Genomic DNA, 13,267 nt, shown 5'->3' on the forward strand with positions numbered 1-13,267 from the left:
CCCCTTAATCCTTACGGAACATCTTCAGCATGCGCTGAGTCACGGTGAAGCCACCGAAGATGTTGATACTGGCAATCAGCACGGCGACAAACGAGAGCGCGGTGACGAGTGTCGAACCCTGACCAATCTGCAGCAAGGCACCGACCACGATAATGCCGGAGATGGCATTGGTGACCGACATCAGCGGCGTGTGCAAGGAGTGAGATACGTTCCACACCACGTAGTAACCGACCACACAGGCCAGGATAAATACGGTGAAGTGGGACAAGAAGGCGGCGGGTGCCACGGCGGCGACCCAACCGAAGGCGGCGATGCCGAGGGCACCAAACACATACTTCTTGTTGGATGGCTTCTTGGCTTCGGCCTTCTTGAGCGGGGCGGCTGCCGGTTTTTGCGGCGCGGCAGAGACGGCAATGGCGGGGGGCGGGAAGGTCACGTCACCGGCCTGGATCACCGTCATGTTGCGCTGAACCACGTCCTCGAAGTCGATGGCAACCTGGCCGTCCTTCTCCTTGCACATCAGCTTCATCAGGTTGACCAGGTTGGTACCGTAGAGCTGGGAGGATTGGGCAGGCAGGCGGCCAGGCAGGTCGGTGTAACCTATCACCTTGACGCCGTTCGGGGTCACGAACAACTCGGTCGGCACAGTGTATTCACAGTTGCCACCGGTGGCCGCTGCCAAGTCCACGATCACCGAACCCGGCTTCATGCTGTCGACCATCTCTTTGGTGATCAGCTTGGGAGCGGGACGACCCGGGATCAGGGCGGTGGTGATGATGATGTCCACTTCCTTGGCCTGCTGGGCAAACAGCTCCATCTCGGCCTTGATGAACTCATCGGACATGACCTTGGCGTAACCATCGCTGGAGGCACCATCTTCGCCGCCGAAGTCGAGCTTGAGGAAACTGCCCCCCATGGACTCAATCTGCTCGGCCACTTCCAGCCGGGTATCGAAGGCACGCACTATGGCGCCCAGGGAACCGGCGGTGCCGATGGCAGCCAGACCGGCCACACCGGCGCCGATCACCAATACCTTGGCAGGGGGTACCTTGCCAGCTGCGGTGATTTGACCGGTGAAGAAGCGACCAAACTGGTGCGCTGCTTCGACCACGGCGCGATAGCCACCGATATTGGCCATGGAAGAGAGGGCGTCGAGGGACTGGGCACGGGAGATCCGCGGCACCATGTCCATCGCCATCACATTGATGTTGCGTGTCGACAGCTTCTTGACCAGCTCGGGGTTCTGAGCGGGCCAGATGAAGCTCACCAGGGTGGCACCATCTTTAATTTCGGCGATCTCGGCGTCGGTCGGGGCGTTGACCTTGAAGATAAGGTCGGCTTGCCAGACGTTCGGCACCACGCTGGCACCGGCAGCCTCGAAGGCGGCGTCATCGAAGCTGGCCAACTGGCCGGCGCCAGTCTCGACAGCAACCTCGAAGCCGAGCTTTTTCAGCTGCTCAACGGTGGCCGGGGTCGCTGCGACCCGGGTCTCACCGGCGAGACTCTCTCTCGGTATTCCAATCTGCATGACTATTCCCTGATGGTTAATAAATAATCGCGACCTAGTGTCTCATCTCTCGCGAAACAAGGCGCGGCCAAATTGCAGGCCAAGGACTCTTTGTTATGAAAATCAGCAGGCTCTTCCGCAACCTCCTGTCATGGTCAGGCCCCCGCTTTTCAGGTGCGAAGGTGATTAGTATCAAATTTTGGAGTTTTATTACAACCGCCGTCCGGATGGTACGCGTACAGAAATCAGCCCATCCAGGACCGTGATTTAAAAAAACAAACCAAATTAGCGACTTATACCAGTAAAAAGCACTGGAAAAAGTGATCCAACCAGTCAAAAAAAATGTTTTGCTGGCCCTCTATCTTAGCGCTTTTTGTTCTTACGAAATTCACTCCAATCGCAGATATCGGAGTGAACAGGGTAAAAGTAACGGTTTCGTAACAAGGAAGGGGCCGATCCCCCGCCAAAATGGCAGGATCCGGCCCCTACTGTCAGTCGTTTAGTGCGGTGGTAAGGTGAATGCTCCCCTTACCAGGCGGCTTCATAAATATGCCGACTCTGCGCCAGGTCGATGTCGCCATGCTCCCCGAGGGCCGTCATGCCGTGCTCTTCGAGCTTGGCCAGCAGAGTGTCGATATTGGCGTCGGCCAGGCCGTAGTCCCGCAGCCGGGTCTTGACCCCCATCCGCTCGAAGAAGTCGCGGGTGGCTTTGATGGCGCCGTCGATGCGCTCTTCTTCGCTGCCGCTGCGCAGATCCCAGACCCGCTCGGCGTATTGCAGCAGCTTGGCGTGCTTCTGTTCACGCTTGGCGTCGAGCAGGGCGGGCAGCACCACCGCCAGGGTCTGGGCGTGGTCGAGGCCGTGCAGGGCGGTCAGCTCGTGGCCCAGCATGTGGGTGGCCCAGTCCTGGGGCACGCCGGCTCCGATCAGGCCGTTGAGGGCCAGGGTGGCACTCCACATGATGTTGGCGCGCACCTCGTAATTTTCCGGCTCCACCAGCGCCTTGGGGCCCTCTTCAGCCAGGGTCAGCAGCAGGCCTTCGGCGAAGCGATCCTGCACCTTGGCGTTGACCGGGTAGGTGAGGTACTGCTCCAGGGTGTGGATGAAGGCATCCACCACGCCGTTCGCCACCTGGCGGGCCGGCAGTGTATAGGTGAGCACGGGATCCAGCACGGCGAAGCGCGGCATCACGAAGGGGGAGAAGAAGTGCTGCTTGTCGCCGCTGCTCCTGCGAGTGATGACGGCCCCCATGTTCATCTCGGAGCCGGTGGCCGGCAGGGTCAGCACGGCGCCGAGGGGAATGGCGGAAGCCACCTCGCCACCGACCGTCTCGAGGATGTGCCAGGGCTCCTTGGCCAGATCGTAGTGAGCGGCCGCGGCGATGAACTTGGTGCCATCGAGCACCGAGCCGCCGCCGACGGCGAGCAGGAAGTCGATCTGCTCGGCACGGGCCAGCTCGACCGCCCCCATCAGGGTCTCGTAAGCCGGGTTGGGCTCTATGCCGCCGAACTCGAACAGGGTCAGGCCCGCCAGCTCGCTGCGGATCTGCGCCAGCAGGCCGCTACGCACCACGCTGCCGCCACCGTAGGTGATGAGGACACGGGCGTCGGCCGGGATCTGGCCGCGCAGCTGGGCCACCTGGCCCTTGCCGAACAGCACCTTGGTGGGGGTATGGAGAGTAAAGTTGTTCATCGACATTGCCTTCTTCTGATAGTCCGGCGGCCTGGCCGCAAAATGTTGGTTGCATTTTTCTACAGGTAACACCTACCATCAAGGCAACATTCTGCACATTGCTTGCCTATTTCTACAAATCATCAGAATCCACCCGGAGCGACCATGTCCAACCGTTACGCCGATCTCGCCGCCAGGCTGGCCCGCCACGTCACCACCCCAGGCATCACAGCTTCTCCGGTTGAGCAGGTGAACCTTATCTACACCACCGAGTATCACGGCCGCACGCCCGTGCTCTACCAACCGCGGATGATCGTCATACTGCAGGGACACAAGGTGGGCTATCTGGCGGATCAGGTGTTTCGCTACGACCCCAGCCACTACCTGCTGATGACACTGCCGCTGCCCTGCGAGTGCGAGTGCTTCGCCTCCCCCGAGCAGCCCCTCATCGGCTTCTCCCTGGAGATCAACGTCGCCACCCTGCAGGAACTGCTGCTGGAGCTGGGGGATGCCCTGCCCGCCCCGGCTGTGCAAAAGAGCGGCGTGCACTCTGTCCCCCTGTCCGAAGACATGTTCTGCGCCGCCGAGCGATTGATCGATCTGATGGACAAGCCCCACCACGCCCGGGTGCTGGGGCCGCAGACGGTGCGGGAGATGCTGTTCTACGCCCTGCACGAGGGGGGCGGCCCGGCGCTGCAGGCGCTGGCCAATCGTCACAACCATGTGGGCCAGATAGCCCGGGTGCTGCGTATGATAGAGGCGCGCTACGCCGACACCCTGACCATGGAGGAGCTGGCGCGGGAGGTGAACATGAGTGTCTCCGCCTTCCACCACCACTTCAAGGCGGTCACCGCCACCTCGCCCCTGCAGTACATCAAGTCGTTTCGCCTGCACAAGGCGCGCATGATGATGCTGCACGACGGCATCAAGGCGGGGGCGGCAGCGGCCAGGGTCGGCTACGAGAGCAACTCCCAGTTCAGCCGGGAGTACAAGCGCTTCTTCGGCAGCACGCCGACGGATCAGGCCTCCCGCTTCCGGGAAGGCCAGTTGCACATCATCGAAGGCTAACAGAGAGAGATCCCCCATGCGTTCACTGCTTTGTCTGCTCACCGCCTGGCTACTGACGGCCTGCACCGGCCTCGCCGACGGCATCCGCCCCGTCACCGGCTTCCAGCTCGACCGCTACCTCGGCACCTGGTACGAAATCGCCCGTCTCGACCACAGCTTCGAGCGGGGACTGGAGCGGGTGAGCGCCAGCTACAGCCTGCGTGACGACGGCGGCGTCAAGGTGCTCAACCGCGGCCTGCAGAGCGATGGCAGCTGGCGCGAGGCCGAAGGCAAGGCCTACTTCGTGGACAAGCCTACCGAGGCGCGGCTCAAGGTGAGCTTCTTCGGCCCCTTCTACGGCGGCTACAACGTCATCGATCTGGACCCCGACTACCAGCTCTCCCTGGTGACCAGCTACAACCACGACTATCTGTGGATCCTCTCCCGCTCCCCCCAGCCGCCCAAGGCCAAGGTGGATGCGCTGATCGCCAAGGCGAAGGGGCTGGGCTTTGCCACCGACCAGCTTATTTGGGTCAGGCAGGCCCCTGCCCCGACGCCGAAATAGAACAGGGCAGCCCGCGGGCTGCCCTGTTTCTTGCTTGCCGGTTTAGAGCCGGAAGCGCCCCAACTCCTCGGCCAGGCGCTCGGTCAACGACTTGAGCTCGGCGGCCTGAGCCGCCTCTTCCTGCGCCTGCTCGGCCAGCTCTTGGGAGACATGGCGGATATTTTCGGTGTTGCGGCTGATCTCGCCGGTGACCGAGGTTTGCTCCTCCGCCGCCGCCGCTATCTGGGTCGCCATGTCGCTGATGGTGCCGATGGCCTCGTTGATCCGGCTCAGGCTCTGGTTGGCCGATTCCGCATCCTCGACGCTGGTGCCCGCCAGCTGACGACTGGTCTCCATGCCACTTACCGCTCGGCGAGTGGTCTGCTGCAGTGTCTCTATCATCTGTTGGATCTCGTCGGTGGAGTCATGGGTGCGCTTGGAGAGCACCCGTACCTCGTCGGCGACCACGGCGAAGCCACGGCCCTGCTCACCGGCCCTGGCCGCCTCGATGGCGGCGTTCAGCGCCAGCAGGTTGGTCTGCTCGGCGATGCCGCTGATGGTTGCCAATATGCCGCTGATCTTCTGGGCGTGGGCATCGAGCTCGTGGATGATCTGGCTGGCATCGGCCACCTCGTCCGCCAGCCCGGTGATGCTGCGCTGACTCTGACCGACCTGGGACTGACCGGCGACGGCCAGCTTGACCGCCTCCCCCGAGGTGGTGGCAGCGAATTCGGCATTACCCGCTATCTCCTGGGTGGCTGACGCCATCTCGGTCACCGCGGTCGCCACCATGACGATCTCGTCCTGCTGCTCGCGCACCCGCTGGCTGCGAGCCTGGGCACCGGCTGCCTGACTGCGAGACTGTTCGGCCAGTTGCTGACCCACCTCCCGCAGCCGGCTGACGATACCGTGCAACCGGGCCACAAACTGGTTGAAGCTGCGGGCAAGCTGGCCCACCTCATCCTGGCTGCGAGTCTGGATCTGGACGGTGAGATCGCCCTCGCCATGGGCGATGTCATTGAGAGCGCTCGCCACCCGGCCCAGATCCTGGAACAGGTACTTGAAGGTGCTGGTCAGGATCAGGCCAAACAGCAGCAAGAGGCCGCCGCCTATCATCACCAGCTGCCAGAGCAGGCTGTCGAGGGGGGCCAGCAACAGATCCCGCTTCATGACCATGGTCAGCAGCCAGTCGGTATTGGGAATGGCCCGCACCAGCACCATGCTGGCCTGGCCACCTATCTCGACCTCCTGCAGTGACCCCTGCTGACTCATGGCTTGCAAATGGGCGACATCCAGATTGGCATCCAGATCCTGGCTCCGCTTCAGGGTCAGCGCCTGGTCAGGATGGGCGACGATGAGGCCGTTCTTGTCCAGCAACATGGCGTAGCCATCTCCGTGCACCCGCATGGCCAGCACGTCCTTGATCAGCTTGTCCAATGCCAGGTTGGCACCGACCACGCCAGCCAGCCTGCCTTGCTGCATCACGGGCGCGGCCAGGGTGACCACCAGTTGCTGCATGGTGACGCTGACATAGGGCTCGGTGATGATGAGACCACCCACCTTGGCGGCATCCTGGTACCAGGGGCGCTCGCGCGGGTCGTAGTTGCCCTTGTTGAGGGAGGGATCGTTGCGGGTCATCACCCCCTCCGCCGAGCCGTAGTAGGCCAGTCCGAAGCCACCGGAGCGCAGGGTCTGCTGCAGATGAGACACCAGATCCGCCTCCGGATACCGAGCAATCACATCCACCTGGGCACTGAGGCTCTCCCGCCTGTCCTGCATCCAGTTGCCTATCCCTTCTGCGTAGGCGCCAGCGTAGTTGCGTGCCTCGCTGTCGATGGCATTCAGGGTCTGGCTCTTCAGGCTGAAGTAGACGATCGAGCCCAGCAGGCAGACAGTCAGCACTACGACCCCCAAACTGGTCGCCAGCAACTTGCCGCGAAGGGAAAGGTTCATGGAAACTCCTCATAACGGTAGAGAGGGTGTCAAATAAAAACTGCACACCTTATGTGGTCTATATCGACCGGAAACACCCGACCATGAACCGCCACTGCTTAATTTTTGATAGGTCAATAGGCGGTGCCCGCCACCACGCCCACCGAAGAGCAAAACGCACAATGAGGCAGGCCGCCCGCCTGCGGCTAGAGCAGCCAGGCCGACGAACCGCTCACGCCGCCTCCCGGCATTGGGTGGCACAGTCCATGTGGTGTCGCGCAAGGAAACGGATGGCACCATTGCCGGAAACGGCAGGGTAGAAAACGGCAACAGGGACGAGCGAAGGGCGACTTGGCCAAGCCATTGAAAAGCAGGGGACACCGGGGGTGAGCAGCAGGCGTCAGGGGAAACAAACGAGCAAGGTCGCCCTGGAGAGCAGGAAACGCAGAAATGCGAAAGGCCAGCTCAATGAGCTGGCCTTTCTAAAAATGGCAGGGGCGGCAGGACTCGAACCCGCAACCATCGGTTTTGGAGACCGCTGTTCTACCAATTGGAACTACGCCCCTGCAACAAACGAGGCGAATTATACAAAGCCGGGATCAAAGGTAAAGGCTTTTTTTCTCACTTTCGATGCGATTGCACAAATGACGAGCAACTCAGGGTTATTTGCACAACTTCACCGGGTAACTTGCTGTATTTGCAGCCTTGCCAGGGTAGGAAAGGCCCACTAATGGGGGTAGGGTGGATCTTGGCAAGAGGAGGCTGCTCATGCTCAATTACCGATTACTTCAACAACTTGCACCGCTCAACTTCAGGGATGAACGCAACACCGAGTCCCTGCCCGACTATCTCGATCGGGTCGCCCCGCTGGTGCCCTTCATTCCCCAAAATGTGCTGGCCCAGTGGATTTACCGTCATTGGCGCGGTTTTGAGTCCAACTGGAGCTTTATCGACCTCGCCCAGCACCGCTTTGAGTGTGAAGCCTGGCCCACGGCGCAGATTGTCACCCAGGTCGGCTCCCGCCACATGGAGGCGATCGCACGTTGGCAGGAGCTGCTCAACCACAACAGTTACGTGCGCCGCTCCTGGCTCGGTGACTACATGTTGAGTCAAGGCAGCTGGCCCGAGCCCATCATAGTGTTGGCGACCGATGAGCAGAGCCGGTACCCGGATGGCCGAGCCATGCCTGCCCCCTGTTGTCTGCTGGAGGGACATCACCGGCTCGCCTATTTACGGGCCATGGCCTTCGAGGGGGCCTCGCTGCAGCCTCTGCACCAGATCTGGCTTTGTCGCCCCATTCGCAACAGTTAAACGTTTTTTTGCCGTAAAAGTGCCTAAGAAATAAATTTTTGACAATTCAAAAAGCGACTCTATAATCTGTCCGGTTTTGAAAAAGGTCGGGACATGACGATGCAGTTTTTGAACAAGAAAACAGCCTTGCAGACGGGTGGAGCGCACCAGAGCGGCCCCGTTGTTTCCGATTCCCGACCCACAGATCCCCAACTTATTTTGAGAAGAGCCCCTGTTTCAGGGGCTTTTTTTTGTGCCAGAAAAACCTTCATAGATGCCAAAGGGAATGCAGACGATGACCAATCCACTCTATAACAAACACGTCATCTCTATCTCGGATCTGACCCGCGCCGAGATGGAACTGGTGGTCGAGACCGCTCAGCGGTTGAAGGCCGAACCCAACACCCAGCTGTTGCACAACAAGTTGGTCGCCAGCTGCTTCTTCGAAGCCTCCACCCGTACTCGACTCTCCTTCGAGACCGCAGTACAGCGCCTGGGCGGCAACATCATCGGTTTCGCCGACGGCGGCAACACCAGCGCCAAGAAGGGCGAGACCCTGGCCGACTCCATCAAGATCATCGGCTCCTACTCCGATGCCGTGGTGATGCGTCACCCCAAGGAAGGGGCTGCCCGCCTCGCCTCCGAGTTCTCCCGGGTGCCTGTCATCAACGGCGGTGACGGCTCCAATCAACATCCGACCCAGACCCTGCTCGATCTCTTCTCCATCCGGGAGACCCAAGGCAAGCTGGACGGCCTCAACGTGGCCTTCGTCGGCGACCTCAAGTACGGCCGCACTGTGCACTCCCTGGCCCAGGCCCTGAGCCTGTTCAACTGCCGCTTCTTCTTTATCTCTCCCGAGGCGCTGGCGATGCCGGACTACCTGTGCGAAGAGCTGGAAGAGAAGGGCATCCAGTTCAGCGTGCACGAGACCATGGAAGAGGTGATGCCGGAGCTGGACATCCTCTACATGACCCGGGTCCAGAAAGAGCGCTTCGACGAGACCGAATACAAGCACATGGCCGCCAAGTTCGTGCTGGATCTCAGTACCCTGGCCGGCGCCAAGCCGGGCATGAAGATACTGCACCCCCTGCCCCGGGTTGACGAAATAGACGCCGCCGTCGACAAGACCCCTCACGCCTACTACTTCCAGCAGGCGGAAAATGGGGTCTATGCGCGCCAGGCACTGCTTGCTCTGGTGCTGAACGAAACCGTTTAAGGAGCGCTTCCTGGCCCGGCCAGCGGCAATCCGTCACTCTATTGCGCGCCAGACACTGGTGCTGAATGAATTCGTCTGAGGGGAATATCATGCCTGACAAGAACCAACTGCAAGTCGAAGCCATCCGTCACGGCTCCGTCATCGACCACGTCCCTGCCGGTCAGGGCATCAAGATCCTGAAACTGTTCCAGCTGATCGAGACCCAGGAGCGGATCACCGTCGGCTTCAACCTCAAATCCGGTGCCCTCGGCAAGAAGGATCTCATCAAGATTGAGAACACCCGCCTGACCGAACAGCAGGCCAACCAGCTGGCGCTGTTCGCCCCCAATGCGACCGTCAACATCATCGAAAACTTCAACGTGGTGAAGAAGCACCAGCTGGCCCTGCCGGAGTTCATCACCGGGGTATTCCACTGCCCCAACTCCAACTGCATCTCCCACAACGAGCCGGTGGATAGCTACTTCAGCGTGCGCGAGGTCAAGGGTGCTGTACGCATGAAGTGCAAATACTGCGAGAAGTCCTTCACCCAGGATATCGTCAGCGAGCGTTACTGATATCCGGGCCACTGGGCCTGGCAAGAGGAATGTTCCATCTTCGACTGGGCCCCAAGGGGCCCATTTTTGATACGGGTCACAGCCCGCAGCTGTCGTTTAGCTATAATTTGCCATCTCAGCCATGGTTAGCCCCATGGATCCACTACCCGATACTTTCTTGTCAGTCGATCTCACCAGTGTTGTCACGCCCTGGCATAGATCTCACTGATGAAAAGGGCAAAGGACATCCATCTTGGTCAAGACCCATTTCCACCCGTTGGAGCAGGAAACAGACACGGCTCAGCTCGATGCCTGCCGCCGCATCATAGGCCAGCACTGCTTCAGCACCCAGGAAGAGATCCGCCACGAGCTTGCCAAGCAGGGCTTCACCGACATCAGCCAGTCCACCATCTCCCGGCTGCTGCGCCGTCTCGGCGTGGCCAAGGCCCAGAATGCCAGCGGCAAGAAGATTTACACGCTAGTGGAGGATCAACTGGAGCCTGCCGGTTGCAGCCGTTCTGTGCACGACATGGTGCGCTCCGTCGACCATAACCGCCAGCTGGTGCTGATCCACACCACCCCGGGCGCCGCCACCGTGGTGGCTCGACTGCTGGATCGTCATGCGAATCCCGAGATCCTGGGCGCCGTCGCGGGCAATGATGTGGTGCTGGTCGCCCCGCGCCACATCAGTCGCACCCATCAGGCTCATGAAGCCGTGCTGCGCACCCTGGCCCAGGCGCGCTAAACCAGCCCCGAATGCAGCAAGGCGACCTCTGGGTCGCCTTTTTCTTGCCTGAGCGCCGCTCGTATCATCACCCGCCTCTGCCGTTTTCCCCCACGCCGCCCAAATTGCTCCACGGCAAATGGCCAGCCACTTTTTCCAGCCATAAAAAACGGGAGCCAGCGGCTCCCGTTTCATCACAAGGGTAAGGCTTAGGACAGCATGGCCCCCAGGCTCAGGCAGACCACGATCAGCACGGTCAGGATGCCGAGCAGCGGCGCCACCCACTTCAGCCAGCGCACATAAGGCACCTTGGCGATGGCCAGGCCACCCATGACCACGGCGGAGGTCGGGGTCACCAGGTTCACCAGGCCGGAGGCAGACTGGTAGGCAGTGACCACCAGCTCGCGACCCACGTTGGCGAAGTCGGCAAGGGGAGCCATGATCGGCATGGTCAGCACCGCCAGGCCGGAGGAGGACGGCACCAGGAAGGAGAGCACCACTTCCAGCACGAACATCACGTTGATGAACACCACTGTGGAGAGGCCGGTGACGATCCCTTCCGCACTGTTCAAGATGGTGTGGGTGATCATGCCGTTGTCCATCACCACCACGATACCGCGGGCGATACCAATGATGAGGGCCACACCGAGCAGGTCACGGGCACCGTCGATGAAGTTGGAGGTCAGCTCCTCCTCGCTCATGCGAGAGATCACACCGACTATGATGGCGGCGGCCAGGAAGACGCCGGAGATCTGCGCCATCCACCAGCCGAGCACGGCCACCCCGTAGATCATCACTGCGAAGGAGGCCACGAAGATACCCAGCACTATCTTGCGGGTCAGGGTGAACTCCAGCATCTCGTCACTCTTGTTGCCGAGGAAGTGGGCACGGTTCTCATCCCACTTGTCGGCCACCAGGGACTTGCTGGGGTCGTTGCGCACCATCTTGGCGTAACGCATCACGTAAGCCACGCACAGCAGCCAGCCGGCCACCAGCATGGCGACCCGCAGCCAGATGCCGTCGGTGAAGGAGATGCCGGCCGCGTTGGCGGCAATCACGGTGGCGAACGGGTTTATGGTGGAGCCGAGCGTCCCTATACCGGCGCCGAGCAACACGGTCGCGGCGGCGACCACGGGGTCGAAGCGGGCGGCCATCATCACGGGCACCAGCAGGGTGTAGAAGGGCAGCGACTCTTCCGCCATGCCGTAGATGGTGCCCCCTGCGGCGAACAGCGCCATCAGGATCGGGATCATCCACTCCTCGCGGCCACGCAGACGATCGGTGACGCGCTCGATACCGGCATCGATGGCGCCGGTCTTGGTCACTATGCCAAGGAAGCCGCCGATGATCAGGATGAAGAGGGAGACGTCGATGGCGCCAGCCTCATAGGTATCGTGGTTGTAGAGGCCGTCGATGGGTGCCAGCAGCACGTCGACGATGCCCTGGGGATTGGCCTCTACCAGCTTGTAGGTGCCGGCCACCGGCACTTCTTTGCCGAGGGCTTCATTCATTACCATGTCGTATTTGCCGGCCGGCACTACCCAGCTCAGGGCGGCCACCAGGGCGATCAGCACAAACAATATGGTGTAGGCTGACGGGAACTTGAATTTGGTCATGGTCCAGCTTCCTTCTGTGGTGCGGTATCCATGTATCTGCGGGTCGTAGGGTTAGAGGTGTTATGCCGCCGTCACATGGTTGAAAAACCGGGGGTTTCCCCCCGGTACCACCGGCGACCTTAGTCGCCCAGCGTAGCAACCATCACTGCCTTGATGGTGTGCATCCGGTTTTCGGCCTCGTCGAAGACTATGCTGTGCTCGGATTCGAACACGTCCTCGGTCACTTCCAGACCCTTCATGCCATATTTGTCAGCCACTTCCTTGCCCATGGTGGTCTCATCGTTGTGGAACGCCGGCAGGCAGTGCATGAACTTCACATCCGGGTTCTTGGTGGCGTTGATGACGTCCATGTTGATCTGATAGGGAGTCATCAGTTTCACCCGTTGATCCCAGGCTTCTTTCGCTTCACCCATGGAGACCCAGACGTCTGTGTAGAGGAAGTCGGTACCCAGCACACCCTCTTTCACGTCTTCGGTCAGGTGAATGCGGGCACCTGTCTCTTCGGCGATCTGGCGGCACTGGGCGACCAGCGCTTCTTCTGGCCAGAAGGCTTTGGGGGCAACCAGGCGGATGTCCATGCCCATCTTGGCGGCACCGACCATCAGGGAGTTACCCATGTTGTTGCGGGCGTCACCCAGGTAGGCGAACTTGATCTGATCCAGGCGCTTGTCCTTGCCGTGCTCCAGCATGGTCATGAAGTCCGCCAGGATCTGGGTCGGGTGGAATTCGTTGGTCAGGCCGTTCCAGACCGGGACGCCGGCATGGGCGCCCAGCTCTTCGACGATCTCCTGGCCGTAGCCACGGTATTCGATGCCGTCATACATGCGGCCCAGCACACGAGCGGTGTCCTTCATGGACTCCTTGTGGCCGATCTGGGAACCGCTTGGGCCAAGGTAGGAAACCTGGGCGCCCTGGTCGAAGGCCGCGACTTCGAAGGCACAACGGGTGCGGGTGGAGGTCTTCTCGAAGATCAGGGCAATATTTTTTCCGCTTAGATGCTTGCGCTCATAGCCACCGTATTTGGCCTTCTTCAGGTCGATGGCCAGGTCGATCATGTATTGGATTTCGCGCGGGGTGAAGTCCAGCAGTTTCAGGAAGTTACGGTTACGCAGATTAAAAGCCATGATGAGTTCTCTCTATATTTGTTCAGACCAATTTGGGCAGTGTTATTGACTACGCATACACAG

General features: G+C 60.6%; 11 protein-coding genes and 1 tRNA gene. 6 read left to right on the forward strand and 6 right to left on the reverse strand.

All coding sequences use genetic code 11. The annotated features are described in order from the left end of the window. Window positions 1–4: 4 nt before the first annotated feature. Both KYK33_RS18795 and yqhD read right to left on the reverse strand, forming a co-directional pair. Window positions 5–1,528: a Re/Si-specific NAD(P)(+) transhydrogenase subunit alpha gene (locus KYK33_RS18795; RefSeq protein ID WP_224431480.1), complete on the reverse strand. Its 1,524-nt coding sequence runs from the start codon at window positions 1,526–1,528 to the stop codon at window positions 5–7. Window positions 1,529–2,035: 507 nt separating this feature from the next. Continuing rightward, window positions 2,036–3,199: an alcohol dehydrogenase gene (gene yqhD / locus KYK33_RS18800; protein ID WP_224431481.1), complete on the reverse strand. Its 1,164-nt coding sequence runs from the start codon at window positions 3,197–3,199 to the stop codon at window positions 2,036–2,038. 144 nt (window positions 3,200–3,343) lie between these two features. Between yqhD and KYK33_RS18805 the strand changes: the two genes are divergently transcribed. Together KYK33_RS18805 and KYK33_RS18810 are read left to right on the forward strand one after the other, a co-directional pair. Then, window positions 3,344–4,246: an AraC family transcriptional regulator gene (locus tag KYK33_RS18805; protein ID WP_224431482.1), complete on the forward strand. Its 903-nt coding sequence runs from the start codon at window positions 3,344–3,346 to the stop codon at window positions 4,244–4,246. A gap of 16 nt (window positions 4,247–4,262) precedes the next feature. After that, window positions 4,263–4,790, forward strand: a complete 528-nt coding sequence (locus KYK33_RS18810) for a lipocalin family protein (RefSeq protein WP_224431483.1) — start codon at window positions 4,263–4,265, stop codon at window positions 4,788–4,790. 42 nt (window positions 4,791–4,832) lie between these two features. Here KYK33_RS18810 and KYK33_RS18815 read toward each other — a convergent pair whose 3' ends face one another. Both KYK33_RS18815 and KYK33_RS18820 read right to left on the reverse strand, forming a co-directional pair. Continuing rightward, complete coding sequence (locus KYK33_RS18815) at window positions 4,833–6,722, reverse strand: methyl-accepting chemotaxis protein (protein WP_224431484.1); 1,890 nt, start codon at window positions 6,720–6,722, stop codon at window positions 4,833–4,835. A 468-nt stretch (window positions 6,723–7,190) separates the two neighbouring features. Further along, window positions 7,191–7,267 (reverse strand) — tRNA-Trp (locus KYK33_RS18820). Window positions 7,268–7,469: 202 nt separating this feature from the next. Here KYK33_RS18820 and KYK33_RS18825 point away from each other — a divergent pair. The 4 genes from KYK33_RS18825 (at window position 7,470) to KYK33_RS18840 (ending at window position 10,485) form a co-directional block, all read left to right on the forward strand. After that, window positions 7,470–8,012: a hypothetical protein gene (locus KYK33_RS18825; RefSeq protein ID WP_224431485.1), complete on the forward strand. Its 543-nt coding sequence runs from the start codon at window positions 7,470–7,472 to the stop codon at window positions 8,010–8,012. A gap of 274 nt (window positions 8,013–8,286) precedes the next feature. Continuing rightward, on the forward strand, window positions 8,287–9,207 hold the full coding sequence (pyrB, locus tag KYK33_RS18830; RefSeq protein ID WP_224431486.1) for an aspartate carbamoyltransferase: 921 nt from the start codon (window positions 8,287–8,289) through the stop codon (window positions 9,205–9,207). Between the two features lie 89 nt (window positions 9,208–9,296). After that, a complete protein-coding gene (gene pyrI, locus KYK33_RS18835; RefSeq protein WP_005890729.1) occupies window positions 9,297–9,761 on the forward strand; it encodes an aspartate carbamoyltransferase regulatory subunit in 465 nt (154 codons plus the stop codon). Window positions 9,762–9,993: 232 nt separating this feature from the next. Beyond that, window positions 9,994–10,485, forward strand: a complete 492-nt coding sequence (locus tag KYK33_RS18840; protein ID WP_224431487.1) for an arginine repressor — start codon at window positions 9,994–9,996, stop codon at window positions 10,483–10,485. A gap of 188 nt (window positions 10,486–10,673) precedes the next feature. On the opposite strand, the gene KYK33_RS18845 is transcribed toward KYK33_RS18840, so the two are convergent. Both KYK33_RS18845 and argF read right to left on the reverse strand, forming a co-directional pair. Further along, a complete protein-coding gene (locus tag KYK33_RS18845; RefSeq protein ID WP_224431488.1) occupies window positions 10,674–12,080 on the reverse strand; it encodes a YfcC family protein in 1,407 nt (468 codons plus the stop codon). 119 nt (window positions 12,081–12,199) lie between these two features. Further along, window positions 12,200–13,204 (reverse strand): ornithine carbamoyltransferase, encoded by a 1,005-nt coding sequence (argF, locus tag KYK33_RS18850; RefSeq protein WP_224431489.1) that lies wholly within the window; start codon window positions 13,202–13,204, stop codon window positions 12,200–12,202. Window positions 13,205–13,267 lie beyond the last annotated feature (63 nt).

It is taken from the genome of Aeromonas rivuli, assembly GCF_020149575.1.
In the GTDB taxonomy this organism is placed as follows: Bacteria; Pseudomonadota; Gammaproteobacteria; order Enterobacterales; family Aeromonadaceae; genus Aeromonas; species Aeromonas rivuli.

What these genes read in the sequence shown, in the direction of transcription:
- KYK33_RS18795 (WP_224431480.1), bottom strand. Translation starts at nt 1,528, where the DNA reads ATGCAGATTGGAATACCGAGAGAGAGTCTCGCCGGTGAGACCCGGGTC.
- yqhD (WP_224431481.1), bottom strand. Translation starts at nt 3,199, where the DNA reads ATGAACAACTTTACTCTCCATACCCCCACCAAGGTGCTGTTCGGCAAG.
- KYK33_RS18805 (WP_224431482.1), top strand. Translation starts at nt 3,344, where the DNA reads ATGTCCAACCGTTACGCCGATCTCGCCGCCAGGCTGGCCCGCCACGTC.
- KYK33_RS18810 (WP_224431483.1), top strand. Translation starts at nt 4,263, where the DNA reads ATGCGTTCACTGCTTTGTCTGCTCACCGCCTGGCTACTGACGGCCTGC.
- KYK33_RS18815 (WP_224431484.1), bottom strand. Translation starts at nt 6,722, where the DNA reads ATGAACCTTTCCCTTCGCGGCAAGTTGCTGGCGACCAGTTTGGGGGTC.
- KYK33_RS18825 (WP_224431485.1), top strand. Translation starts at nt 7,470, where the DNA reads ATGCTCAATTACCGATTACTTCAACAACTTGCACCGCTCAACTTCAGG.
- pyrB (WP_224431486.1), top strand. Translation starts at nt 8,287, where the DNA reads ATGACCAATCCACTCTATAACAAACACGTCATCTCTATCTCGGATCTG.
- pyrI (WP_005890729.1), top strand. Translation starts at nt 9,297, where the DNA reads ATGCCTGACAAGAACCAACTGCAAGTCGAAGCCATCCGTCACGGCTCC.
- KYK33_RS18845 (WP_224431488.1), bottom strand. Translation starts at nt 12,080, where the DNA reads ATGACCAAATTCAAGTTCCCGTCAGCCTACACCATATTGTTTGTGCTG.
- argF (WP_224431489.1), bottom strand. Translation starts at nt 13,204, where the DNA reads ATGGCTTTTAATCTGCGTAACCGTAACTTCCTGAAACTGCTGGACTTC.